This window comes from Exiguobacterium sp. UBA3491 (assembly GCF_002377745.1).
Classification (GTDB): Bacteria; Bacillota; Bacilli; order Exiguobacteriales; family Exiguobacteriaceae; genus Exiguobacterium_A.
This window is the reverse complement of record NZ_DFQK01000021.1, coordinates 81,945-107,209: the sequence shown is the minus strand read 5'-3', so window position 1 is coordinate 107,209 and position 25,265 is coordinate 81,945. Positions and strand designations below refer to the sequence as shown.

24 protein-coding genes, 1 pseudogene and 3 riboswitches are annotated in these 25,265 nt (G+C 49.0%); of the genes and pseudogenes, 10 read left to right on the top strand and 15 right to left on the bottom strand.

Annotated features, from left to right (window positions below; translation table 11 throughout):
* The first annotated feature begins 85 nt into the window (after nucleotides 1-85).
* The 7 genes from B4F99_RS07520 (at nucleotide 86) to B4F99_RS07490 (ending at nucleotide 6,223) form a co-directional block, all read left to right on the top strand.
* Nucleotides 86-454 (top strand): GntR family transcriptional regulator, encoded by a 369-nt coding sequence (locus B4F99_RS07520; protein WP_035410669.1) that lies wholly within the window; start codon nucleotides 86-88, stop codon nucleotides 452-454.
* A complete protein-coding gene (locus tag B4F99_RS07515) occupies nucleotides 448-1,314 on the top strand; it encodes an ATP-binding cassette domain-containing protein (protein WP_035410673.1) in 867 nt (288 codons plus the stop codon). Before B4F99_RS07520 ends, B4F99_RS07515 begins: the two co-directional genes overlap by 7 nt.
* Nucleotides 1,307-2,284: a hypothetical protein gene (locus B4F99_RS07510; protein ID WP_214852092.1), complete on the top strand. Its 978-nt coding sequence runs from the start codon at nucleotides 1,307-1,309 to the stop codon at nucleotides 2,282-2,284. The genes B4F99_RS07515 and B4F99_RS07510 overlap by 8 nt, the downstream gene beginning before the upstream one ends.
* Nucleotides 2,285-2,453: 169 nt before the next feature.
* Entirely contained in the window at nucleotides 2,454-3,812 is a 1,359-nt protein-coding gene (locus B4F99_RS07505; RefSeq protein ID WP_214852090.1) for an alkaline phosphatase, read from the top strand.
* Between the two features lie 11 nt (nucleotides 3,813-3,823).
* Nucleotides 3,824-4,471 (top strand): hypothetical protein, encoded by a 648-nt coding sequence (locus B4F99_RS07500; protein ID WP_290756378.1) that lies wholly within the window; start codon nucleotides 3,824-3,826, stop codon nucleotides 4,469-4,471.
* Nucleotides 4,472-4,599: 128 nt separating this feature from the next.
* Nucleotides 4,600-5,205, top strand: a complete 606-nt coding sequence (gene treR / locus B4F99_RS07495; protein WP_290756375.1) for a trehalose operon repressor — start codon at nucleotides 4,600-4,602, stop codon at nucleotides 5,203-5,205.
* On the top strand, nucleotides 5,156-6,223 hold the full coding sequence (locus tag B4F99_RS07490) for an alpha-amylase family glycosyl hydrolase (RefSeq protein WP_313533024.1): 1,068 nt from the start codon (nucleotides 5,156-5,158) through the stop codon (nucleotides 6,221-6,223). Before treR ends, B4F99_RS07490 begins: the two co-directional genes overlap by 50 nt.
* Before the next feature lie 299 nt (nucleotides 6,224-6,522).
* On the opposite strand, the gene B4F99_RS07485 is transcribed toward B4F99_RS07490, so the two are convergent.
* From B4F99_RS07485 to B4F99_RS07440, 10 genes are all read right to left on the bottom strand, one after another.
* Nucleotides 6,523-7,881, bottom strand: a complete 1,359-nt coding sequence (locus B4F99_RS07485) for an alanine/glycine:cation symporter family protein (RefSeq protein WP_056064159.1) — start codon at nucleotides 7,879-7,881, stop codon at nucleotides 6,523-6,525.
* A 478-nt stretch (nucleotides 7,882-8,359) separates the two neighbouring features.
* The gene (locus tag B4F99_RS07480) at nucleotides 8,360-9,181 is read right to left on the bottom strand and encodes a DUF6612 family protein (protein WP_214852084.1); all 822 of its coding nucleotides are present in this window, start codon (nucleotides 9,179-9,181) and stop codon (nucleotides 8,360-8,362) included.
* A gap of 212 nt (nucleotides 9,182-9,393) precedes the next feature.
* The gene (gene ribE / locus B4F99_RS07475) at nucleotides 9,394-9,852 is read right to left on the bottom strand and encodes a 6,7-dimethyl-8-ribityllumazine synthase (RefSeq protein ID WP_035395821.1); all 459 of its coding nucleotides are present in this window, start codon (nucleotides 9,850-9,852) and stop codon (nucleotides 9,394-9,396) included.
* On the bottom strand, nucleotides 9,849-11,039 hold the full coding sequence (gene ribA / locus B4F99_RS07470) for a GTP cyclohydrolase II (RefSeq protein WP_290756370.1): 1,191 nt from the start codon (nucleotides 11,037-11,039) through the stop codon (nucleotides 9,849-9,851). The genes ribE (B4F99_RS07475) and ribA overlap by 4 nt, the downstream gene beginning before the upstream one ends.
* Nucleotides 11,039-11,665 carry a riboflavin synthase gene (ribE, locus tag B4F99_RS07465; RefSeq protein WP_056064153.1) on the bottom strand — a complete coding sequence of 209 codons (627 nt, stop codon included), beginning with the start codon at nucleotides 11,663-11,665 and terminating at the stop codon, nucleotides 11,039-11,041. The genes ribA and ribE (B4F99_RS07465) overlap by 1 nt, the downstream gene beginning before the upstream one ends.
* A complete protein-coding gene (gene ribD, locus B4F99_RS07460; protein WP_290756367.1) occupies nucleotides 11,650-12,690 on the bottom strand; it encodes a bifunctional diaminohydroxyphosphoribosylaminopyrimidine deaminase/5-amino-6-(5-phosphoribosylamino)uracil reductase RibD in 1,041 nt (346 codons plus the stop codon). The genes ribE (B4F99_RS07465) and ribD overlap by 16 nt, the downstream gene beginning before the upstream one ends.
* 158 nt (nucleotides 12,691-12,848) lie before the next feature.
* Nucleotides 12,849-12,993, bottom strand: a riboswitch (FMN riboswitch).
* A gap of 183 nt (nucleotides 12,994-13,176) precedes the next feature.
* Nucleotides 13,177-14,382 (bottom strand): M20 family metallopeptidase, encoded by a 1,206-nt coding sequence (locus tag B4F99_RS07455; RefSeq protein ID WP_290756364.1) that lies wholly within the window; start codon nucleotides 14,380-14,382, stop codon nucleotides 13,177-13,179.
* A 22-nt stretch (nucleotides 14,383-14,404) separates the two neighbouring features.
* Entirely contained in the window at nucleotides 14,405-15,223 is an 819-nt protein-coding gene (locus tag B4F99_RS07450; protein WP_029342773.1) for a MetQ/NlpA family ABC transporter substrate-binding protein, read from the bottom strand.
* Between the two features lie 19 nt (nucleotides 15,224-15,242).
* Nucleotides 15,243-15,893 carry a methionine ABC transporter permease gene (locus B4F99_RS07445; protein WP_023469541.1) on the bottom strand — a complete coding sequence of 217 codons (651 nt, stop codon included), beginning with the start codon at nucleotides 15,891-15,893 and terminating at the stop codon, nucleotides 15,243-15,245.
* Nucleotides 15,883-16,911 carry a methionine ABC transporter ATP-binding protein gene (locus tag B4F99_RS07440; RefSeq protein ID WP_290756360.1) on the bottom strand — a complete coding sequence of 343 codons (1,029 nt, stop codon included), beginning with the start codon at nucleotides 16,909-16,911 and terminating at the stop codon, nucleotides 15,883-15,885. Before B4F99_RS07440 ends, B4F99_RS07445 begins: the two co-directional genes overlap by 11 nt.
* Nucleotides 16,912-16,997: 86 nt before the next feature.
* Nucleotides 16,998-17,101: riboswitch (SAM riboswitch) on the bottom strand.
* A 249-nt stretch (nucleotides 17,102-17,350) separates the two neighbouring features.
* Nucleotides 17,351-17,452: riboswitch (SAM riboswitch) on the top strand.
* Nucleotides 17,453-17,498: 46 nt separating this feature from the next.
* Here B4F99_RS07440 and B4F99_RS07435 point away from each other — a divergent pair.
* Nucleotides 17,499-18,285, top strand: a pseudogene (locus tag B4F99_RS07435) (alpha/beta hydrolase).
* Nucleotides 18,286-18,365: 80 nt separating this feature from the next.
* On the opposite strand, the gene B4F99_RS07430 reads toward B4F99_RS07435, so the two are convergent.
* Entirely contained in the window at nucleotides 18,366-18,980 is a 615-nt protein-coding gene (locus tag B4F99_RS07430) for a thymidine kinase (protein ID WP_035410895.1), read from the bottom strand.
* Between the two features lie 183 nt (nucleotides 18,981-19,163).
* Between B4F99_RS07430 and B4F99_RS07425 the strand changes: the two genes are divergently transcribed.
* Complete coding sequence (locus tag B4F99_RS07425; protein ID WP_052019115.1) at nucleotides 19,164-19,814, top strand: DedA family protein; 651 nt, start codon at nucleotides 19,164-19,166, stop codon at nucleotides 19,812-19,814.
* 35 nt (nucleotides 19,815-19,849) lie between these two features.
* Here the strand turns inward: B4F99_RS07425 and B4F99_RS07420 are convergent, their stop codons facing one another.
* A complete protein-coding gene (locus B4F99_RS07420; RefSeq protein ID WP_023469546.1) occupies nucleotides 19,850-20,095 on the bottom strand; it encodes a type B 50S ribosomal protein L31 in 246 nt (81 codons plus the stop codon).
* A gap of 91 nt (nucleotides 20,096-20,186) precedes the next feature.
* Nucleotides 20,187-21,560, bottom strand: a complete 1,374-nt coding sequence (gene rho, locus B4F99_RS07415) for a transcription termination factor Rho (protein ID WP_035410716.1) — start codon at nucleotides 21,558-21,560, stop codon at nucleotides 20,187-20,189.
* 355 nt (nucleotides 21,561-21,915) lie between these two features.
* Here rho and B4F99_RS07410 point away from each other — a divergent pair, with 355 nt between their 5' ends.
* Nucleotides 21,916-22,593 carry a C40 family peptidase gene (locus tag B4F99_RS07410; protein WP_214728403.1) on the top strand — a complete coding sequence of 226 codons (678 nt, stop codon included), beginning with the start codon at nucleotides 21,916-21,918 and terminating at the stop codon, nucleotides 22,591-22,593.
* 399 nt (nucleotides 22,594-22,992) lie between these two features.
* On the opposite strand, the gene glpX is transcribed toward B4F99_RS07410, so the two are convergent.
* Nucleotides 22,993-23,958 (bottom strand): class II fructose-bisphosphatase, encoded by a 966-nt coding sequence (gene glpX / locus B4F99_RS07405; RefSeq protein WP_035410722.1) that lies wholly within the window; start codon nucleotides 23,956-23,958, stop codon nucleotides 22,993-22,995.
* A gap of 32 nt (nucleotides 23,959-23,990) precedes the next feature.
* Nucleotides 23,991-25,238: a UDP-N-acetylglucosamine 1-carboxyvinyltransferase gene (gene murA / locus B4F99_RS07400; RefSeq protein ID WP_214852073.1), complete on the bottom strand. Its 1,248-nt coding sequence runs from the start codon at nucleotides 25,236-25,238 to the stop codon at nucleotides 23,991-23,993.
* Nucleotides 25,239-25,265 lie beyond the last annotated feature (27 nt).

The window sequence follows — 25,265 nt, the reverse complement described above, 5'->3', positions numbered from 1 at the left end:
TCTTGAAAAGAGGCATTGACAGACAGGTTTTGAATTCCTATAATTGGTGTATTAATTGAATTAGTACACTTAAGGAGGTGGAGAAATGTTCACCGTCGATCCAAAAAGTCCGTTACCGATCTATGAACAACTGGTCGCTCAAATCATCCGCTCGATTGCCCGTGGTCTACTCCGCTCTGGCGAACAGATGCCATCCGTCCGTGAACTTGCTGGTACACTCCTTGTCAATCCGAACACTGTCTCCCGCGCCTATCAGGAACTCGAGAGCCGCAACTTCATCGTCACGATGCGCGGCAAAGGCTCCTTCATCTCAGATATTCCACTTCATGAAGTCAAGAAAGCCGCCATTCAAGATCCACTCATTCGTCTTTGTTCCGTCGCCGACGAACTCTCCATTTCAAACGAAGAACTCTATCAACTCATCTTACACATTAGGGAGGATTCCTCATGTTGACCGTTTCTCATCTAACGAAACAAATTGACCGTACCATGATTTATGAAAATGCATCCTTTACTCTACCAGCAGGAACGATTACTGCGTTGATCGGGCGTAATGGTGCCGGAAAAACGACATTACTGAAAACGCTTGTCGGTGCTCTTGAGCCAACGCGCGGAAAAGTTGAATGGAATGGCGAGTCGATCCACCACGTTCCGAAGACACGCGAGCACCTTTTCCTCGTTCCGGATTCTGTTTCCGTCTATCGCCAAATGACACTCGGCGAACTGATCAACTTCTACAATGCGTTCTATCCGAACTTCGAGAAAACATACATCGAAAACTATTGTCGTTCGTCAAACCTCGATCGCGGACGTCGCGTGACGTCATTATCCAAAGGACAAGCTCAGTTGTTCCTTCTTCAACTTGCGTTCGCGACGAATGCTCCGGTCCTCTTACTGGATGAACCAACAGACGGACTCGATCGAATCAACAAACGAGATTATCTGAAACAGCTCGTCTCATTGCTTGCGGAGCGCCAAACTGCCGTCTTGATCGCCTCACACCAACTCGAAGAGCTCGATTCACTCGCTGACCGTGTCATGACGATTGAAAAACATCTCGTCCGCGAACCAAAGGCACTCGACGACGCCAAAGCCAGCATGCAGAAATGGCAAGTCGTCTATGAGGACGTTCCGGAATTGTCACACGCTGATCTTCACGTCTTATCCCAAACAGGTCGGGTCGTGACATTGCTCGTCTTATCCGATGCAGGCGCGCAGTATCTTGAAACGACGAACCCCTTGTTAAAAGATGCTTTGCCAGTGCAGATGGAAGATTACTTCTTAGGGACATTTGGAGGGAAACGACATGGTTAAGCAATTGATCCGTTATCATATCAAACAAGGCATCTGGCCGCTCGCTTGTTTCATTCTGCTTGCGATCTTCAGCTATGGGTTCGGCAGTTATACCGTCATCAATGAGTTCGAGAATTACGAGGCCTCTCAGCAACCTGCTCTACTCAACACCGTACTCGTCAGTCCCTTTTTCGCCGGATTCGCAGCGATTCTCATTGCTGTCTTCGCGATCCTGATGCTCGGTTCCGAGCGCGGGAGTGGTCGCAGCCTGATTTTGCACGCGTTACCGTTTCCGAAGGTCTGGTTGTTCTGGATCAAATGGTCGATTGGCGTCGTAACACTGATCGTGTTTCCGATCATCGGCTTCTTCGTCAGCTGGTTGTTGCTACAGGCGTTCGGCGGTATCAATCCGTTTGATTACGTCACGTGGTCGTCACTCTTCCAAGATTTTGGTCTTTTCCTTCTATTTGATGTGACGATTTTGACGATCTTCTTATTCGCCGGAACAATTGCTGGTGATATCATCGGACAACTGTTGCTTGGTACGTTCTTCTTGTTCTTGAACTACTTCACGTATTTCAGCATCTACGCCGTCGCCCTGCTCGGTTTTGGTGTGACCTACGAGGAGTTAGACAAGCCAACAAATTTCCTGATGACGATCACGACACCCTTCGCACTCTTTTTTGAAAGTAATGTCGATCTGAATCTAACGTATCCCGTCTTGTTCTGTTTCGCTTTGACGATTGCCTTACTCTTCTTTGGTAGCCGCCTATATATCCGCGGAGCGAACGAACGACTCGGTCGGTTCACTATTTTCCCGAAACTACATCCAGTACTGATCATCACGTTCTCGATCTACACGACGATCCTGCTCGCAGGAATCATTGGTCTGATTTCGTCCGAGAACCAGTTCCTGTACTGGCTCGCGATCGTCATTCTCGCATGGCCGACGTTCAGTTCCTACCGTCGGATGATCGGATGGAGTCGCTAATCTATACACAAGTAGCCCTTCTGAGATGGTTTTTCAGAAGGGCTATTCGTTTGTCATCGTTTCTTCACAAACCTTTACAGACGGTCCATATGGATTTCATATTTTCTGCGTAAAGTTGTGTTTGTAGGTCGTAGCGCCATAACCCATTACCTTTTGAGGAGGAATCCCTATGAAACTAAAACGTCTGATCCCGATTTTTGCCTTATCGACCCTTTCCCTGAGTACGATGATTTCGATGCCGGAAGCCGAAGCGAAAGCCAAACATACTCACTCACCCGAAATCCGGAACGTCATCTTCCTGATTGGTGACGGCATGGGTGTCTCATACACGTCTGCACACCGTTACTTAAAGAACGATCCTTCGACGACGACGGCTGAAAAAACAGCCTTTGATCCCTATCTCGTCGGTCAACAGATGACGTATCCGGAAGATGCGAAGGAGAATATCACCGATTCCGCCTCTGCCGCGACAGCGATGTCCTCTGGTGTGAAGACGTACAATGCAGCGATTGCGGTCGATAATGATAAATCGGAAGTCAAGACCGTCCTAGAAGCGGCCAAAGAACGTGGCAAGTCAACGGGACTCGTCGCGACATCGGAAATCACGCATGCAACACCTGCCTCATTCGGTGCTCATGACGAAAGCCGTAAAAACATGAACGCGATCGCTGACGACTATTTCAAAGAACGCGTGAACGGCAAACATAAGATTGATGTCATGCTCGGTGGCGGTAAGTCGAACTTCGTCCGTCCAGACGTCGATTTGACGAAAGCATTCAAGAAAGACGGTTACAGTTACGTCACGGATCTGGATCAATTGCAAGCGGATAAAAATAAACAAGTGCTCGGATTGTTCGCAGACGGTGGATTACCTAAACGAATCGATCGCGAAAACTCAGTCCCGTCACTTGCTCAAATGACGAACGCCGCAATCAAGCGACTTGATTCGAATAAAAAAGGCTTCTTCTTGATGGTCGAAGGCAGTCAAATTGACTGGGCAGGACACGACAATGATATCGTCGGTGCGATGAGTGAGATGGAAGATTTCGAACGTGCTTTTAAAGCCGCGATCGCTTTCGCGAAGAAGGATAAGCATACCCTCGTCGTCGCAACAGCCGACCACTCGACTGGCGGTTACTCGATTGGTGCGGATGGCATTTACAACTGGTTCGCTGAGCCAATCAAAGCAGCGAAGAAGACACCTGACTTCATGGCGCAGCAAATCGTCGAAGGCGCGGACGTACGGAAAACGTTAATGAAGTACATCGACCAAGACAAACTCGCCTTGACGGATCAAGAAATCGACAGCGTCTCTCGCGCTGCTGAATCGAAGAAATTTCTCGAGATCGATAATGCGATTGAAGAAATCTTCAACGAACGCTCGCATACAGGCTGGACTACAGGTGGACATACAGGTGAAGACGTACCGGTCTATGCGTTCGGTCCTGCTAAAGACCGATTCGCGGGACAAGTCGACAACACGGATCACGCGAAAATCATCTTCGATCTCTTGAAATCGAAGAAATAAGGAGAATGTTCATGAGACAGATACTTGCTACTTTGATGCTCGGGACGGTGCTCGCTGGTTGTGGCACTTCAGCATCACAAGACACACCAAAAGAACCAGCGTCTGCGAAACAGGAGCAGCCGGTATCGCTTGAAAAAACAAGCGCCTATGTCCCGAACCCGCAAATTCCAGACGATCGCGATTTGACAAAAATCGATCAGACCGTCACGGATGATAAGGGCGACCTGACGCTTAAACAATTCAAACGAGTGAACGAAACACGGAAGATTGGTCCAATCGAGATGATGATCGAAGAGATCAAAGTATTCCATGCTCGTCCAAGCTATGGCATGATTGATTTCTTCCATGGCTTTACGCACGATGAATCCTTTGATTTGATCAAGACACGGGTCACAATCAAGAACACAAGTAATGAACCGGTCACGTTCAATCCTGTCGCCCACTTCAAACTCGATGCTGCGGCAGAAAAGACGCTCGAGGACGACGTCTATTTGGAGTCGCTTGCGAAGACTTATGCCCCGTCCGAGTCACGGAGTGGTAACTTCGGCTTCATCTTGGAACATCCGGTTGACTCGATTGAACTCTTGACGAGTGATGTTCTCGATGAAAAACAAGATGTCCTCAAAAAGGGTACGACGTTTTCGACGTCTCTTCGTTGACTGACATTCACACTTCTACGCTCTATCTATTTTCCGGTCATGTCCGGATCATAGGTGGAGCTATTTTGATGCCTGTAATCGTTCCATGCTACACTAAAGACATTATTTGAGTGTAAAGGACGGATTGTATGCCGAAGTATTTAAACATCTATCACGAGCTCGCACAGCGGATTCAGGAAGGAACGCTCCCGGCCGAAACGAAATTACCTTCTGAGACAGAATTGATGCATGAATTCGAGGCGAGCCGCGGAACGGTTCGAAAAGCGATTGATGCCCTGCAAGAAAAAGGCTTCGTCCGCAAACACCAAGGAAAGGGTGTCTTCGTTCTGTCGCAAGAAGCGATCGAGTTTCAGTTCAACGGAATCGTCAGCTTTTCGGAGGCGCATCGCCGGATGGGTCGACATGCTGTCGAGACGGATGTGCTATCATGCGAAGTGCTCCCCGCCTCTCCTGAGCTCGCTTCGTTATTGCATGTGGCACAAGGAACAGACGTGACCCGTATTGAGCGGATTCGTCAGATTGATGGCGAACGCGTCATCCGTGACATTAATCATTTCGTAACCGCACTTGTGCCCGACCTAACCGCTGACATTGCTAAAGGATCCATCTATCATTACATCGAAGAGACACTCGGCCGGCAGATCAGCTATGCGAAACGAAAGATTGAAGCGCGCCCTGCGACACGTGAAGACCAAGAACGACTTGATCTCGAAGACGCCAGGGCTTCCCAATGATCCCGAGGGAGACGGACGTGCGTACTATACGGACGGACCAAACGTTCATGACTACTTGCAAGAGATGAACGCAGCCATTTTTGCCGGACACGATCTCTTGACGGTCAGTGAGATGTCGTCGACGTCGCTTGAACATTGTCTTCAATATTCTTCGCTCGAAAATCAAGAACTGAAGATGACGTTCAATTTCCATCACTTGAAGGTCGATTATCCGAACGGTGAGAAATGGACGGCTGCACCGTTTGACTTCAAGCAGTTGAAACAAATTTTCTCCGACCGGCAAACTGGCATGAACGGACAAGCATGGAACGCGATTTTTTGGTGTAACCATGACCAACCCCGCGTCGTCAGCCGGTTTGGTGACGACGTCGCGTATCGTGTCGAGAGTGCAAAGATGCTCGCGACAACGCTTCATGGCTTGCAAGGTACACCTTATATTTACCAAGGAGAAGAGATCGGAATGCCGAATCCGGACTTCACGAATCTGTCCGACTACCGTGATGTCGAGACATTGAATGCCTATCAAGAAGCACGGACCAACGGCGTATCGGAAGAAGCAATTCTCGCTGCGATCCGTCAAAAATCACGCGATAACGCGCGGACACCGATGCCTTGGTCGGACGCCGTCAACGGTGGCTTTAGTACAAGTGAGCCGTGGATCCCGGTCTCGCCGACGTACGATCAAATCAATGTCGAGGCTGCTGTCGCAGACCCTGATTCAGTCTATCATCATTACAAGCGGTTGATTCAACTCCGCAAACAGTATGACGTGCTCACGGACGGTTCATACCGGCTGTTGACACCGGACGATCCATCACTCTGGGCGTACGAACGCGCAACGAGTGAAGAAGAATTACTCGTCGTCTCGAATTTCTACGGAACGGACACGACGTTCACGTTACCTCATGACGGATCGGACTATACGGTGTTGCTTCATAATTATCAGCAGATGCAGACAGAAGGGTACACTTTAACGTTACGACCTTATGAATCACTGATGCTTTATCGTAAAAAGTGATTGAATGAGACGGAGCACATGCAAAAAAGAGAAGGTTGGTTTCTAGGATATCCTTTGGAAACCAACCTTCTCTTTTGCTGAATAGATATAGAATGTGAATGCCTATTCCTCGACTCCTACAGGAAAAGAAAGCAGGGTACATGCTTTCGTCAGGGAAAGGAAAGACCCGGCGAACCGCATGGAATGCAGATTGCCGTGGCTTACCTCCCTTCTGTGGAAAGCGAGGATGGCAGAATCATTCGTTTTCAAAAATGATTTTTAAGAACTAGTTCCTTTCGAGTCTTTCATTTTCACATGTTCTACGAAACTTTCCGATTCGCTTCTTCTCGTCTCAACTGTTCGCGGAACAGTCGTGTCTCAGCAATGACGACGCCGGACAATCCAATCAAACCGATTAAGTTCGGAATCGCCATCAATCCATTGAAGACATCGGAAATCGCCCAGACCATGTTCAAGTTCGTCGTCATCGCACCCGCTCCGGCGACTAAGACGAACAGGATACGGTATGGGAGAATCGATTTTTGACCGAATAGATAATAGATTGATTTTTCGCCATAATACGACCAGCCAAGAACAGTCGAATAAGCAAACATGACGAGTCCAATCGTGACGATGTATTTTCCGGCAGGACCGAGGAAGACCTCGAAGCTTGCTGTCGTCAATTCAACGCCTTGTAACTTCGTATCAAGTTGTCCTCCCATGACGAGCGTCAAACCTGTGATCGAACAGACGACCAATGTATCTAAAAACACCTGCGTCATCGAAACGAGCGCTTGACGTCCTGGGAAGTCCGTTTTCGCTGCAGCGGCTGCAATCGGTGCTGAACCAAGACCCGCTTCATTTGAGAAGACACCACGCGCGACACCATAACGAATCGCCGCCCCGATCGCGCCACCCGTAATTGCTTCGCTTGAGAACGTGCTGCTGAAGATCGTCGAAATCGCACCTGGAATCAAGTCATAGTTCATGACGAGAATCAGTAATCCACTTCCAACATAGAAGAAAATCATAAACGGAACAAACAAACTAACAACTTTTCCGATTGATTTGACCCCACCAAGAATGACGACGCCTGTCAGTACCATCAATACGATCCCCGTCACATAAAGTGGCACATCGAACGTTGATTTCATCGCGAGGGCGACCGAGTTCGTCTGGACCCCGTTCCCGATCCCGAACGCAGCGATTGAAGCGAATGCGGCAAACAAGACACCCAGCCATTTCTGCTTCAGCCCACGCTCGAGATAATACATTGGCCCCCCTGCCATCTGTCCATTTTCATCAACGACACGGTACTTGACGGCAAGGATTGCTTCCGCATACTTCGTCGCCATCCCGAATAGACCGGACAACCACATCCAAACGATCGCACCCGGTCCTCCGAGGACGACGGCGGTTGCGACACCAACGATATTCCCCGTACCGACGGTCGCAGCCAGTGCCGTCATCAATGCTTGAAAGTGACTGATGTCGCCTTCCGACTTATCGTCCTGATGCTTTGAAAACGCGAGCTTCAGCGCATACGGTAGTTTGGTAATTTGAATGAATCCTAAGCGAATCGTCAAATAAATCCCCGTACCGACCAACAGAATAAGTAACGGTGGTCCCCAAACAAGATTGGACACCGTACTGATCCAGTCACTAAATGAATTTCCCATTCGTGTTACCTCCCATTATGAAATATGTAGTTCTTTACCATTTTTTCAGAATTTACTGATAATTGTCAAACTATTTTTTTATGAAACTATTTTGATACTTCTTCATTTCAATAATTCACTACGATCGTTGTCATCGGAGTGTTCAGTGTAATCTTTATTATTTTGATTTTATAATCGATCTTCGGTCCTCTTCGCCAACTGCAGGCAAAACCTACGAACTTGCCACTCAAGACGATCGAACATTTGAATGCCGCGTCCGGTGGGGTGCTGTCCTTCATCGATACGAAAGTCGTCAATGACAATGATTTATTCGAAGCTATCTCGATTCAATACTAGGATGACGCTCAAGCATTCCGCGATATGCACGAACAGATTTTCGTCAGTCAAAAACAGACGGAAGCACTAAAAGAAGTTCTTCGTCAGTTCCAAGTCTCAAAAAAGTCCCCTCATCTTCATGGAAGAGAGGGGACTTCGATGTTTATTGTGCTGCACCTGTGAGCGGTTGTGCATCTTTTGCTTCCGCAGGTAATTTGATTTCGCTGATCTCATTGAATTTTGAGAACGTCGACTCGTTCTTCATATTGAACTCGGTATCTTTTTCAATCGCAAACACCATGTCCATATCGAGTGATTTCGGATAGAATGTTTTCGCATCATACGTCATCGTGTAATTCATTTTCTTGTAATCGATGCTGTCCATCGCATCTTTCATCTGTGCCATCTGTCCTGTCTGTTCGAGCGAATCCTTCATGAATGCTTTGAGGTCGTCCCCTTTTAGTTTGACGTCGATTTGATAAACGTCACCCTCTTTTTTGGCGGTCCAGTTGTCTTTGTACTTTTTCAATAGCTTGAGATTTTGATCCGTCGATGCCGATGACTCCATCGCCTCGACCATATCACCTAGCTCCGAGACATCTTGAACGAGCCATTGTCCGTTTTGCGATAGATACATCTTATCGTCGACGATATAGCTCTCGATCGACATGTCCTTACCGTTTTGTGGATTTTTCATCGTCATCGTCTGGTGCATCGTAAGCGGCTTCTGGATGATATCGGCTGATACCTTCTGATCTACTGCCATCTCACCTGCTTTTGAATTGACCGTCCCTTCCATGTGGAACGATTTAATATCTTTTTGAGCGGCTGTCGCTTTATTCAGTAATTCCGTATTCGAGAGTTCCCCCGACTTCGTCGAACCAGACCCACTGCCACTACCCGAATCTGTCTGCCCATCTTGACATCCAGCTAATCCAATCGATGCTGCGACGATCCCAGCTGCTACCCACCTTGTTTTCTTCATATTCATTTCCTCCTTTATACGCGTTACCCTGATTTACGAAAAACATTGGAAAATGTTTCAAAGTTTCTTTATTACCTCATTACCGTTCTTCTTCAAAACAAATCCTCATATTTCAAATCTACTATTCTTTTTTTGAAATTTGATTTATCACCTGCAAAATGTCCACAAAAAAATAGGATGACGGAAACTTCCGTCACCCTATCCTTATTTCGTTAGATCGTGCGTAAAAGATTCGCCATCTCAATCGCGGAAACGGCAGCTTCGTAGCCTTTATTTCCAGCTTTCGTACCGGCACGTTCGACCGCTTGCTCGATCGAATCCGTCGTCAGGACACCGAAGATGATGGGTACGCCTGTATCACGCGACGCACTCGCGACGCCTTTCGCGACTTCGTTACAGACATAGTCATAATGTGATGTTGCTCCGCGGATGACGGCTCCCAGTGTGATGACCGCATCATACTTACCGCTTTTCGCTAACTTTTCCGCAACGAGTGGAATTTCAAATGCTCCAGGAACCCATGCTGTATCCACAGCATCCGCCGCAACACCGTGACGACGGAACGCGTCGTTTGCTCCTCCGACGAGTTTTGATGTGATCAATTCATTAAAACGTGCTGCGACGATTGCGACGCGTAGTCCTTCTCCTGTTAAGAAACCTTCGTAAATCATGATGTGTGTCCTCCTTGGATATCGAGCCAGTGCCCGAGTTTCGTTTGTTTTGTTTTCAGATAACGCTGATTTTCCGGTTCAATGGGTACTTGATGGGGAACACGTTCGATGACTTCAATCCCCTCTTGCTCGAGCACCCGTTGTTTGTCTGGATTGTTCGTCATCAAGCGAATCTTCGTCACGCCAAGATCACGCAACATGTTGGCCGCGACCGTATAATCACGCATGTCTGTCGGATAACCGAGTGCATGGTTCGCTTCGACTGTATCGAGTCCTTGTTCCTGCAACTCGTACGCTTTCAACTTCGCCATCAGACCGATGCCGCGTCCTTCCTGACGTAGATACAAGACGGCTCCACCTTCTCGTTCGATCCGCTCAAGTGCCGCATCGAGTTGTGGACCACAATCGCAACGTTTCGAACCAAAGACGTCGCCCGTCAGACATTCCGAGTGCAGACGGACGAGCATCCCATCGTGCGCTTCACCGGATAAGACGGCGACATGTTCTTTCTTATCTTGCGTCGTATAGCCGACCATCCGGAAAGCTCCGAATGTCGTCGGAAGCAACACTTCCGCTTCCCGCGTCAATGGACGCTCGAGATACGCGACGAGTGCCTCGATCGTGATCAGTTTTAAGTCGTGTTCTTCCTTATAGAGAAGCAAATCATCCACCCGTGCCATCGTGCCATCTTCCTTGATGATTTCACAAATGACGGCAATCTCATCGCTACCGGCAAGACGCGCAAGGCCAACACCTGCTTCCGTATGTCCGCGTCGTTCCCGAACACCGCCCTCTTTTGCGATCAACGGGAAGATGTGACCCGGTCGTTTGAAGCGCTCCGGTCCATCCGTCCGCATCCGCTGGATCGTCAGTGAACGCTCTTCGGCACTGATGCCGGTCTTTGCTTCTTCATGATCGATGCTGAGCGTGAACGCCGTACCGTGCGGGTCCGTATTATTGTCCGTCATCGGCGAAAGATGTAATCGTTCTGCCACATGTGGACTAACCGGAACACAGACGAGCCCTTTTCCATACGTAATCATGAAGTTGATATTTTCCGGTGTCGCGTGTTCTGCGAGCATGACGAGATCGCCCTCATTCTCACGATCCTCATCATCACAGACGATGATCGGTCGTCCGTTCTTTAAATCTTCTATCGCGTCTTCAATCAAGTCGAATCCGTTCATTACATGTCGCCTCCTAAGAATGCTGCCCAGTCCGTCTGTTTCTCATGTTGCGTGAAATGATAGAGATGTTTCGCCATCATGTCACACTCGATGTTGACGACTGCGCCGCTTGCCAATCGATCAAACGTCGTCACTTGACGGGAATGCGGAATCAATGAAATCGAGATCGTTTCCGAGGTGACGCGTTGCAAGGTCAGGCTCGTGCCGTTGATCGCGATTGATCCTTTTGGAATGCAATACTTTTGCCACGATCCGACATCAAACGTGTACACCATCGCTTCTCCGTCCGGTCGCCGACTGATTAGTCGTGCCGTCCCGTCGATGTGCCCACTGACGAAATGTCCGCCGAACCGACCGTCTGCCGGCATCGCCCGTTCGAGTTGCAGCGGGTTTCCGACCCGGTACGTGCCGAGTGCTGTCGAACGGATCGTGTCATGGACAGCATCCGCCGTAAAACCGGTTGGGCTCATTGACGTGACCGTCAAACAAATCCCGTCGACGGCGATGCTGTCACCAATCTTCGTTCCTTCGAGCACCCGGTGCGCTTCGATTTCAAGTGCTAATCCATTCGGTCGCGGAATCTTTCGTTTTAAGGTCCCGACTTCTTCAATCAATCCGGTGAACATATCGTCTCCTCCTTTCGGATGTACGTCAGATGGAGATCCGGTCCGACCATTTCAATCTGATCGATTTGAAAACGTTCTTCGATATCATGTCGTCCGTTCCAGGCAGTCCCTTCAAAAATCGACGGGGCTTGGTAGACTTCAATCCGATCGACGAGATCTGCTTCAAAGACTGCGGATTGAATCGTCGGTCCACCTTCAATCAAAACGCTGCGGATGTCTTGTTCGTATAAGCGTTTAAGAATCGCTTCCGGCGTCTCATATTCACCGACGAGCACCGTCACTTGATCATGACTTATCCGAGGAACACTCGTCAGCCAGTACGTTGGATTTTTTCCATCGCAAAAGACTTGCGCGGTCTCTGGCACCCGACCACGGCGATCGACGATTACTCGAATCGGCTCGATGCCTGACACTGCGCGTAACGTCAGTGCTGGATCATCGACGAGCACCGTTTCACTTCCGACGAGGATCGCATCATGACGACCACGCAGGGCGCGACCATTCGCGCGTGCTTCTTCTGACGTGATCCAGCGCTGTTCCCCCGTTGCCGCGATCCCGTTCATCGTCTGAGCGATTTTGACGGTCACGGTCGGACGTTTCCGTTCGATCGTTTTCCAAAATGTCTCGTAGAGGACTTCCGCTTCATGCCGTAACAAGCCGACTTCGACTTCGATTCCCGCGTCTTGAAGCCGTTTGATCCCTGAACCAGCGACAATCGCATGTTTGTCTTCCGTTGCGACGAAAACCCGTTTGATCCCGGCTTGTAGAATCGCTTCCGTACATGGTGGTGTCTTACCATGATGGTTGCATGGCTCGAGCGTCACGTAGAGATCAGCACCACGGGCGGCCTCTCCTGCCATTCGCAAGGCTTCGACTTCCGCGTGCGGACCACCGGCAAACCGGTGCGCACCAAAACCGATGATGCGTCCTTGTTTGACGATGACACAGCCGACACTTGGATTCGGACTTGTTTGTCCGTTTAACATATGTGCTAATTGCATGGCATAACTCATCATCTGTGACATCGCGTTCGCTCCTTTCAAATAAAAAAGACGCCCCTTGAAAAAGGGGCGTCTGTATAGAAGGGTTCACGAAATACACGGTTCGCCTTCTGCTTTTTTGCATGCAGAAAGACACCATCTCCTGAAAACATTTTTTCAGAAAACAGCTTGAATCGCGTCGTTTCGTTCTTCTCCCATCCGGACTTTACCGTCGGCCCTGGAATCTCACCAAGTCAGCCATGATGCGTACATCACGGGTCGCGGGCTCGTCGATCGATCGATCGCATCACCGCCGGTTGGGATTTTCACCCTACCCCGAAGAACTGGATTATTGAGTTATACAACTTTAGCCTAGCATATCTTTTTCAAGAAAACAAAGCGCAAATGTTTCGGTCTTGGCTCTTTTATGATTTCGTTCCACTTCTGTTACCCCTCCCCAATTCGTGATCGACTGGATACTAAAAACGACTGGAGCACCTGATATCAGTGCGTCCAGTCATTGTGTTCCGGTTACAAATACCCGTTCTTCCGGTCGTGGAATTCTTGGGCAATCGCTCCGCGTGTCCGTTCATCAGCGAGGACGCGAAGTGCTGTCCGTGCGAGGATTTTAGCGCCTGCGATCAACGCTTCATCCCCCTCTTCCGAACGGGCTGCTTCTTTGAATGCTTCTGTATGGGCGACGAGATCGTCCGGACCAATCTTGATATACGGATGGATTGTCGGGATGACTTGACTGATGTTACCCGCGTCCGTCGATCCAAGCCCCGGTCGTTCGTCTAAATGGACCGTTTCGCCGAGCGCCTCTGCTTCTTCTTGGAACAGACGGTCGAACGTCCGATTGAAGACAAGGTTATCGACTTCATTTTGGAACGCGATGACGTCAAGCGTCGCCCCGGTCGCGAGTGCCGCGCCTTGGGCAACGGCTTTGACTTTTTCCGTGACGGCATTCAGTCGTTCCCGTGTCGTCGCCCGGATGAAGAAACGTGCTTTTGCGTATTCCGGAATGATGTTCGGCGCATCGCCACCATGCGTGATGATCCCGTGGATCCGGACATCGTCTGGTAACTGCTGACGTAAAGCATTGATTCCGTTGAAGAGTTGAATGACAGCGTCGAGGGCGTTGATGCCTTCTTCCGGTGACGCCGCTGCGTGCGCCGGACGACCCGTAAAGGCAAAATCGAGCGGATCAACCGCAAGCGAGGATCCCGTGATCCGCGTTTGTCCCGACGGATGGACCATCAAGGCCGCATCGATCCCTTCCAGTAACTGATGTTTGACGAAACTGCCTTTCGCACTACCGTTCGGTCCACCTTCCTCGGCTGGTGTTCCAAGGACAACGACACTCCCGCCGACTTCATCGAGCACTTTACTGAGCGCGATCGCTGCTGCGACGCTCGTCGTGCCGATGATATTATGACCGCACGCGTGACCAATACCCGGCAACGCATCGTATTCAGCAAGAAAGGCAATCGTTGCGCCTGGTCGGTCGCTCGATTTCTTCGCGAAGAACGCGGTATCGTGCCCCGCGACGCCGAGTTCTACTGTAAAACCTTCCGCTGTTAGACGCTCCGCATGGAGCCGCGAAGCAAAGAATTCCTCGTTCCCGATTTCCGGCGTTGCATGAATTCGGTGACTTGTCTCAAGATACGATTCTCGTTTTTGTTCGATGTCCTGTTCAATCGTCTCTACCCATGTCGTGCGTACTGGTGTCGTCATACTGTCCACTCTCCTTTTGAAATTATTCGCCGATATCGCTCAGTGGAACGAACGTCGGGATCGTACTGCCTTTGTATTCTTTTTTGATGAAGGCCGCGACATCTTTTTGTTGATACAGCGACGCGATTTTTTTCAGTTCTTTTTTGTTCTTGTCTTCTGTTCGTGTTGCGATGATGTTGATGTATGGTTTTGCTGTCTCGTTCTCATGAACGATTGAGTCCTTGATCGGGTTGAAGCCAGCGTCAACGGCGATGCCATTGTTGATGATTGATGCCGCGACGTCCGGTAAGACGCGTGGCGTTTGCCCGGCGACGATCGGAACGATTTTCAGCTTCTTCGGATTCTCGACGATCTTATCGACTGAACCGTTACCATCAAAGTCGTCCGGTAACTTGATCAGACCGGCTTCTTGCAGTAGCAAGAGGGCGCGTCCCATGTTCGTCGCTTCGTTCGGAACAGCGATTTTTCCGCCAGTTGGAATGTCTTTGACATCCTTGTATTTATCCGAGTAGATCCCCATCGGTGCGATGACAGTCGTCGCAATCGGCGATAGCTTCAAGTTATGTTCTTTCTTGAAAGCGTTGAAGTAGGAAATCGTCTGGAAGGCATTGGCGTCGATCTCACCCTCAGCCAGTGCCATGTTCGGCTGGACATAATCGGAGAACTTGACGAGTTCGATTTTGATGCCTTCCTTCTCTGCTTTTTTCGCGACATAATCCCAAACTTGTGTGTCTGAACCGCTGACACCGAGCTTGATCGTCTTTTCGTCTTCTCCTGATGCTGCGCACCCGGCAAATAAAATCGTCGTGAGTGTTGCTCCAATTGCTACTGCTTTTTTCATGGCTGAATCGCTCCCTTGATTAATGTCTTCTGATTTTTCGTGCGACGATGTTGCCTGTCGTCTGTAAGCCTTGGACTAAGATGACGAGAATCCCGACCGTGATGATCATGACTTTCGTATCAAACCGTTGATAGCCGTAAGTAATTGCTAAGTCACCCAAACCGCCACCACCGATGGCGCCTGCCATCGCCGACGCCCCGATCAAGCCGACTGTTGCGATCGTTAAGTTCAGGATGAGTGAACCGAGTGCTTCCGGTAGGAGGAAGCGGAAAATCGTTTGAAACGGTGTCGCGCCCATCGCTTCTGCTGCTTCAAGAACGCCTTTATCGACTTCGAGTAAAGAACTCTCGATCAGACGCGCCATGTACGGTGCAGCGTAAAAGACGAGCGGAACGATTGCGGCTTCTGTTCCGATCGATGTCTGAACGATCAAGCGCGTCAACGGGATGATCGCGACGAGTAAGATGATGAACGGAATCGAGCGGAAAATATTGACGATACTGTTGAAAAATGTGAACAGCGGGACGTTCTCGAGCAATGCCCCTTTCCGGGTGACGACGAGTAGAATGCCGAGGGGTAAGCCGATCAGAGTTGAAAACAGTAACGACACTGACACCATCGTCATCGTCTGCAAAAATGCTGTCCAGATATCACTATAGTTAACTAGCATCAGCAAGCACCTCCTCGACGGTCACCTGTGCCTGATCGATGTACTGTAAGGCCCGTTTCACTTCAGCCGTCTCACCGATCAACTCGACGAGTAGTGTGCCGAACGGCGTCTCCTGCAACTCCGTGATGCTACCGTGCAGGATGTTGACATCGACGTCGAAGCGTTTTGCGACTTGCGATAAGAGTGGTTGTCCGGTGTGATGTCCAAGGAAGTGAATCTTATAGATTGGATTCGCATTCCGGGACTCGATCAACTGACGAATCGACGCTGGAATCTCGTCATGCATGACGGAGCGAACGAAATTTTTCGCTGTCTCAGTCTGCGGGTTTGAAAAGACATCAAAGACCGTTCCTGACTCGATCAACTTTCCAGCTTCAATGACGGCGACCCGGTCGCAAATCTCCCGGATGACGCCCATCTCGTGGGTGATCAAGAGAATCGTTATCCCGTACTCGGCATTGATCCGCTTTAATAACTGAAGAATATGATGTGTCGTTTGGGGATCAAGTGCTGACGTCGCTTCGTCACATAAAAGGACGGAAGGTTGCGTCGCGAGTGCCCGGGCGATACCAACGCGCTGTTTCTGCCCACCCGACAATTGATCCGGATAATGATCTGCTTTGTCCGCGAGATCGACGAATTCGAGTAACTCCGTCACCCGGCGGCGAATTTCGTCTTTCTTGACGCCTGCGAGAACGAGTGGTTTCGCGACATTCGTAAAGACCGTGTTCGCATTCAACAGATTGAAGTGCTGAAAGATCATCCCGATCCGTTGTTTTGCTTGGCGTAACTTTTTCGGAGACAGTTGCGTTAAATCTTCCCCATCGACCGTCACCGTTCCTGACGTCGGTCGTTCTAACAGATTGACGCAGCGGAGCAGTGAACTTTTTCCGGCACCGCTAAAACCGATGACCCCAAAGATTTCACCTTTTTCGATCGTCAGGTCGACACCGTCGAGCGCTGCAATCGTCTGATCTTTCGTGACGTACGTTTTTTTGACTTGATGAAATGCAATCATTCCGTTTTCCCCCTTCATTCAACAAAAAAGGCCCCTTCTTGAGAAACAAGAAGAGACCTGGATCCGCACAGTGGCAGAATCCACTCCACTCATCTCTCAGACATCTGTCTGATGGAATTGGCACAGTGCTCATAATGAGTCTGTTGCCGAGGTTTCGTAGGGCCAGTCCCTCCACCTCTCTGGATAAGTATTGCGGTATGAAATTCGTATGTGTGTTGTTGTGTTGTTGCTTATGTCGTAAAACTAATTTTTACATTACGGGTCGAACCTTTAAAAGTCAACCAACTTTTCAAAAATAATCCATTTGGCGCATATCGATGGATGAACAAGTTATGAGTTAGCTTACTGAACGGATCATGATTCGTCAAGAACGATTTGACAAGTCATTTTCGGTCGTGCTACCATCGTTTCAATGATTAATCCGACAATTCCAATATGATATTTATCAAGAGTGAACGAGAGACCTGGCTCTATGACTTCACGGCAACCTGCAATCTGTAAGGTGCTCCGACCAGCAAAGCGCGGCTTTGGATGATACGGTGAAAAACTCGTGGGCGTCCAAGCAGTAACGTCGACGAGTTTTTTTCATGAATGGAGGAAAAATAGTAATGATGAACTATCCTGTATTGACTGGTGCTGAAGCATTTTATCTTCAAGGTGGACCGATCGGCATTCTAATCTGTCATGGTTTTAACGCCACTCCGCAGAGTGTCCGGGACGTCGGTGAGGCATTTGCTGCCGAAGGTTTTACCGTCTATGCCCCACGCTTACGTGGACATGGAACGAACGTCCGCGAGTTTGAACAATCGACTGCTCGATGTTGGAAGCAAAGCCTGCAGGACGGCTATGAACGTTTACAAGAAACATGCGATCAAGTCTTCGTCATCGGTCAATCGATGGGTGCGACGCTTGCGTTGTCGCTCGCTGCTGACGGCATTCCGTTTGCCGGCATCATTACGATCAATGCCGCACTCTCCGTTCCATCCTATGAAGCACTTTCGTTCGAGGACGGTCCACAGTACTTACCGGAAGGGGCACCGGACATTAAGCGAGCAGCCTTCGAAATCATTTATGACCTCGTTCCGAGCCGTTGTGCGTTCGAANNTCGAACTCGTCCGTCTAATGGATGAGACAAAAGGACGCCTCGGATCCATTCTCCTGCCGACATTGATTCTCTACTCGGCGACCGATCACGTCGTTCCGCCGTCGAGCTCGGATTATCTGCACCAGCACATCGGGACGAATGATAAACGAATCTACTGTCTCCTCAACTCGTACCACGTCGCGACCCTCGATCATGATCAGGATTTGATCGTGCGTGAGACGATTCGTTTCATCGAACGCTCGAGTCGTTTCTCACAGGAAACGGGATAAAAAAAACAGCTATTCGTCTTCACTTAGAAGCGAACAGCTGTTACATCAAAGGACGACCATCATCGGTTCGTCTTTTTTGTTTATCCTTTTTGGTGTTGCATCGTTTGGAGCGGCTTCGGCTTTCCTGGCACTTCATGGCAGTGGCGGCACCGTGGCTCATACGATTCTGAAGCGCCGACTAAAATGATCGGATCATCATAGTTCGCTGGTTTTCCATCAATCAAACGTTGTGTCCGGGAAGCCGGATCGCCACATGAGAGACAGATCGCCTGAAGTTTCGTCACAAATTCTGCGCGCGCCAGTAATTCCGGCATCTTACCAAATGGCTCTGCCCGGAAATCCTGATCGAGTCCTGCACAAATGACGCGTTTTCCGTCTTGCGCAAGTGCTTCGATGACTTGAACGATCTCATCATCAAAGAATTGAACTTCATCAATTCCGACAATTTGTGTTTCTTCCGCTACTGCTGCATAGAGATCACGACTCGTCGCCATTGGAATCGCCACGACGGAATTTCCGATGTGAGAGACGACATGCTCTTCATGGTACCGGTCGTCGATTGCCGGCTTGAATACTTGAACGGGCAGTTTGCCGTACTGTGCCCGTCTGACACGACGAATCAACTCTTCCGATTTCCCGGAAAACATACTACCACAAATTACTTCGATCCAGCCGTACTGATTTATTACATGCATCATCGTCCGACACCGTCCTCTAAAAATAGTCACTTTAACGAGTATAGCTCGAAACGGTATTGAGAAAAAGGGTTGACTTCCGGAAATCAAAATTCATTTTTTCTTTACCTAGAATTTTTGTCCTTTCATTCCAACCTTCATCCATTTCCTGTACACTAAAGAAGAAGATTCTCGCGAAAGAAGGTGTCCCCGATTCATCATCTCTTACATGACATTCTGCACCAATATGGCGCCCTTGGTCTTTCCGTCCTTCTCGCAGGTGGTATCGTGGGATTGCCGGTTCCTGATGAGACCTTGCTCGTCCTGTCCGGTTTTTGGATGCATCAAGGCAATCTACCGCTGTTCGGTACGATTCTTGCCGCTTACGCTGGCAGTTGCATTGGAATGACGATTAGCTACGTGCTGGGCTTAAAACTCGGCATGCCCCTGTTGCATCGCGTCGGACCAAAGATGCGCATCTCAGAAAAACACATTCTCTCCGCTGAAGCCGGATTTCGTCGTTACGGCAAATCGGTCTTGATCATCGGTTACTACATACCTGGTCTTCGCCAACTCTCTGCCTTTTTTGCAGGTGTTTCAAAAATGCCGTTTCGCATTTTTGCGAGTTACGCGTATACAGGTGCTTTGATTTGGGTCAGTGTGTTCTTGGGCGCCGGCTACTTTGTTGGTCGTCATATCTCGTTCCATAAAGTCGTCGACTACATCTTGGCACATCCAGATGCCATGCCGTACTTGATCGGGATTGTCGGCGGGATCGCTTTCTCGTTCGTCTTAAAGACGTACCTTACGTACCGTTCGCAATTCAGTCTATACAAAAACAGCCTGCTTCCGTAATGGAGGCAGGCTGTTTTTTAAGAACCGGCAAGTAATTACTTGCGGCCGTATTTTTTGTTGAAGCGATCGACACGACCATCTGCCGCGTTGAACTTTTGACGACCTGTGTAGAATGGGTGCGAGTCTGAAGACACATCCACACGGATGAGTGGGTACTCGTTACCATCTTCCCAAGTGATCGTTTCGTTCGAAGAACGAGTAGAACCGCTTAAGAATTTGTACTCAGTCGTTGAATCCATAAATACTACTTTGTTGTAGTTAGGGTGAATTCCTTGTTTCATGGTTGATTTCTCTCCTTCCGCCCTGGTCCATTTGCTGAGCCAGAGTAAGTTACCTTCCTATACTAAACGATTTTTTTACGCGTCGCAATAGTTATTTTTCCGTCGTCGTTTCCTTCTTGACGGTACGCGGTTTAGCAGGTGCACGTCGGACCGTCTTCTTCTTTTCTTTCTCAAGTTCAGCAAAAAATTCTTCATTATTTTTCGTGTCGCGAATCTTACGCAGGAACGTATCGACGAACTCGTTCGACTCGTTCATCGTCCGACGAATCGTCCAGAGCGCATCGAGTTGCTCTTTCGGAAGCAAGAGTTCTTCCTTCCGCGTACCTGATTTGCGAATGTCGATTGCCGGGAAGATTCGGCGTTCCGACAGCTTACGATCGAGATGTAGCTCCATGTTTCCTGTTCCTTTGAATTCCTCATAGATGACATCATCCATGCGGGATCCCGTCTCGACGAGTGCCGTCGCAAGAATCGTCAAACTGCCACCATGTTCGATGTTTCGCGCCGCACCAAAGAACCGTTTTGGTTTGTGGAACGCTGCTGGATCAATCCCCCCTGAAAGCGTCCGTCCGCTTTGCGGCACTGTTAAGTTATACGCACGAGTCAAACGCGTGATCGAATCCATCAAGATGACGACATCTTTTTTATGTTCGACAAGTCGCATCGCCCGTTCAAGGACAAGTTCAGAAATCCGGACATGGTTGTCAGGTGTTTCGTCGAACGTTGAACTGACGACATCTGCTCCCGGAACCGAACGCTCGATGTCAGTTACTTCCTCTGGTCGCTCATCGATCAATAGAATGATCAGCTCGACATCCGGATGATTCTCTTGAATCGAGTTCGCGATTTCTTTGAGGAGTGACGTCTTCCCTGCTTTTGGTGGTGCGACGATCAAACCGCGTTGTCCAAACCCAACCGGTGCAATCATATCCATGACACGAACCGATAAATGACGCGGCTCTGTCTCAAGACGCATTAAACGATCCGGATAGATCGGTGTCAGCGCCGGGAAGAACAAACGGTTACGCGCTGTATCCGGTGCTTCGCCGTTGACGGCTTCCACACTAAGTAACCCTTGGAAACGTTCGTTTTCCTTCGGTGGGCGTACTTTACCTGTGACGACATCACCATTACGTAGATTGAAGCGTCGGATTTGAGAAGCGGCGATATAGATATCTTCAGAGGATTGGGAATAATTGATAGGGCGAAGGAAGCCGAAGCCACCATCGTTTTGCATTTGTGGATTACCAGGGATGACTTCAAGTACCCCTTCGAGGAAATAAAGACCTGTTGATTCCGCCTGTGCTTTTAGAATCTTGAACATCAACTCACGCTTACGGGCTTCCCGATATTGCGGGACATTCTTCGTCTTTGCGATTTCATATAATTCTTTTAATGTCAGCTGGCTCAATTGAGCCAAAGTATAGGAACGTTCAGGTTTATCTTTTTTATCAGTTGTTGGCATGTTTTTCACCTATTCTTTATAAATTCAACTGCATTCAGCATACTTCCATACATACATCAGGAGGTATGTAATTTCTTTCGTGAACTAAAGGTATCATATTTTTTAAAATTCGTCGTCAACAATCCTTTGCGTTTCTTACTTTGTAATATTCAAGGATATTATTTCAGTTATGTTACAAAAGCATCTATTTTGTCTTCTAACTGAAAAAACGTTTTTAAGGGCGCACATGCTAAGATATTCCTGCAGACAAAATTCTTACACAGTTGTAAGGTTCACTGCCTAATTACACACTTAATGATTTCATCATATAACTTACGGACGCAACACACTACATTAAAACGGAGGAATTCTTAACATGAAACGTTTTCTAGCATCGATCGCGACAGCAGCCTTAGTGGTTTCAGGTTTTACATCAGTGGGTACAGGTAAAGTTGAAGCAGCAACAGTCACGAAAGTCAAGATCACGGACAACGGTCTTCGTGTTCGGACAGCTCCTTCTACGAAAGCAAGCATCGTCGGGAAAGTCAACGCTGGTCAAGTCTTTACATACAAAGGCAAATCAGGCAGCTGGACAAAAATCTCATACGGCGGTAAAACACGTTATGTCTTCTCACAATACACAAAGACATACAAATCATCTTCAAGCGCTAAAAAATCAACAAGCACATCTTCTAAACGGACGAAAATCCTGAACGAAGCAGCAAAACATAAAGGTACACCATACGTATGGGGCGGAACAACGACTCGTGGATTCGACTGCTCTGGTTTCACAAGCTACGTTTACAAGAAAGCGGCTGGTAAAACATTGCCACGTACGTCTTCTTCACAATATTCTTCTTCTAAGAAAGTCCGCGTTTCAAGCGTACAACCAGGAGATCTTGTCTTCTTCTCACACGGTAGCGGCATTCAACACGTCGGGATCGCAACAAGCAAGTCAAGCATGGTTAACTCAGAAACAGGTGGCGTTAAATACTCAAGCTTCAAATCAGGGTACTGGGGTTCACGCCTTGTCGGCGCAGGATCTTACCTTTAATTCATCATCTCAAAGCGGTTGAGCATTGGCTCAATCGCTTTTTTTCATCTTATTCAATTCATAAGAAGGAAATAGGATGCATGTCTTCATCACAGGTGCTTCAAGAGGTCTTAGTCGTGAATTCGCTTATCTGTACGATAATGAAATCACGTCCTGCTCGTCAAACGTGAGACAATGCTCTTCAAAACGAAATTTCATGTCGAGCGATTTGGAGGCACTGCAATCTTCCCATACGATTTAACGAAGCGGAAAACGTTAGCACGTTTCCTTTTCCTCTAGGAGTTGAGGATGAACGTCTTGATTCCTAGAAACATAGCAAAAAGAGTTGGTGTTTCGGAAATTATCCGAAACACCAACTCTTTTTTATCGATCAAGTCCTCACGTATGAGTCCGTCTCTTTTACTTAATGACAAGCTTCGGTTTTTTCTTAAACGAGTGAATGCCTTCAACGAAACGAACCGTTCCGGATTTCGCACGCATGACGACAGAGTGTGTCTGACCGCCTTGTGCCGTGAACTGGACACCTTTCATCAACTCACTGTCCGTGACCCCTGTCGCAGCAAAGATACAGTCGTCTCCTGCGACGAGATCGTCCATCATGAGAATCTTCGATGGATCTTCGATGCCCATCTTCTTACAACGTTCAATCTCGGCATCGTCTGCTGGTAACAAGCGCCCTTGGAGCTCTCCACCGAGACACTTTAAGGCAACGGCAGCAAGAACGCCTTCCGGTGCGCCACCTGAACCAAGCAAGATATCAATCCCTGTATGCGGGAACGCCGTATTGATCGCACCAGCAACGTCACCGTCACCAATCAAGCGAATCCGTGCCCCTGTTGCCCGAATCCGTTGAATGATTTCTTCATGACGTTCGCGATCAAGGATCGAGACGACGACGTCTTCAATTTCCTTGTTCTTCGCTTTTGCGACTGCTGCGATGTTTTCTTCAATCGTCGCATCCAGACTGATGTGTCCTGCTGCTTCCGGACCAACTGCAATCTTATCCATGTACATGTCCGGTGCATGGAGTAAATCTCCCGCATCCGCAACAGCGAGGACAGCAAGTGCGCCCCATGTTCCTTTTGCGACGATATTCGTTCCTTCGAGCGGATCGACAGCGACGTCAAGTCGTGGTCCATACCCATTTCCTAGCTTTTCTCCAATGTAAAGCATCGGTGCTTCATCCATCTCGCCTTCCCCGATGACGACGGTTCCTTTCATCGGAATCGTATCGAAGACATCACGCATCGCGCTTGTTGCCGCATCATCCGCTTCATTCTTCAATCCTTTTCCCATCCAGCGTGCAGAGGCAAGTGCTGCCGCCTCCGTGACGCGTACAAGTTCCATTGATAGACTTCTCTCCATGTGTATGTCCCCTCTCCCTTGTTACAAATCGGTCAAATCGTTTCACGCCATACGAGGGCGCCTAGTTCCTTCAACTTCTGATCAAATCGTTCGTAACTCTGGTCAAGCACTTCCGCGTGGTGCAATGTCGTCTCCCCTGAAGCGAGAAGTCCCGCCAAGACAAGTGCTGCGCCACCGCGTGGATCTGGTGCCTCGATTTCCGTACCGAGTAAGGATTCGCCACCACGAATGATGATCGAAGCGTCTTCATGCGTGATTCGGGCGTTTAAGCGCCGCAACTCCTGTACATGTCGGAAACGTTGCGGGTACAACTTATCGACAACGATACTCGCTCCTTTCGCTTGCAACAACGCTGCCGAGATGACAGGTTGTAAATCGCTTGGGAATCCACCGTAGTGGAAGACACGAATATCGACCGGCTTCGCCTCATGAAATGTCGCCGTGACGGAATCATCTGTTACTTCGATCAACGCACCATACCGCTCGAGTTTTTGGATAACGCTCTCGAGATGGAGCGGAATGACGTTATCGACGGTGACGCGCCCAAGTGCCGCGCCCATCGTCAAAAACGTTCCTGCTTCCATCCGGTCTGGAATCAAGGTATGCCGGCAACCACTCAGGCGTGAGACACCTTTGATTCGAATCTCATCCGTTCCTGCCCCTTTGACATTTGCTCCCATGTTCGTCAGCATCGTACTGACGTCGATGACTTCTGGATCATAGGCAGCGTTTTCGATGACAGTCGTTCCTTCAGCGAAGACAGCGACGAGTAAAGCACTGATCGTCGCTCCGAATGACGGAAGATCGAGATAGATTCGGTTTCCGACGAGACGGTCGACGCGCATGTAATGGACGCCCTGCTCGTTACGTACGGAAACACCGAGACGCTCCAGTGCTTTGATGTGTAAATCAATCGGTCGTGGTCCGATGTCATAACCCCCCGGCAGACCGACGACTCCTTGTTTGAATCTGGCCGCCAGAACGCTCATGAGGTAGATCGATCCGCGTAACTTGCGCGTCTCCGCACCAGTTAACGGCATCGATTCAACCCGACTTGGATCAATCGTCACCATATCGCCTTGACGTGTCACGACCGTGCCGAGCGTCTCTAAAATCTCGATCATTGTCGCGACGTCGCCAATTTCTGGCACGCCTTCTAGAACGACCGTCTGATCCGTCAGTAGAGCTGCAGCAAGACACGGAATGGCGCTTTGCTTCGAACCACTGATTGATACGGTTCCTTCTAGGCGTTGTTGCCCTACGATATGCAAAATGTCCACGTTCCATCAACCTTTCTCTTCGCTACG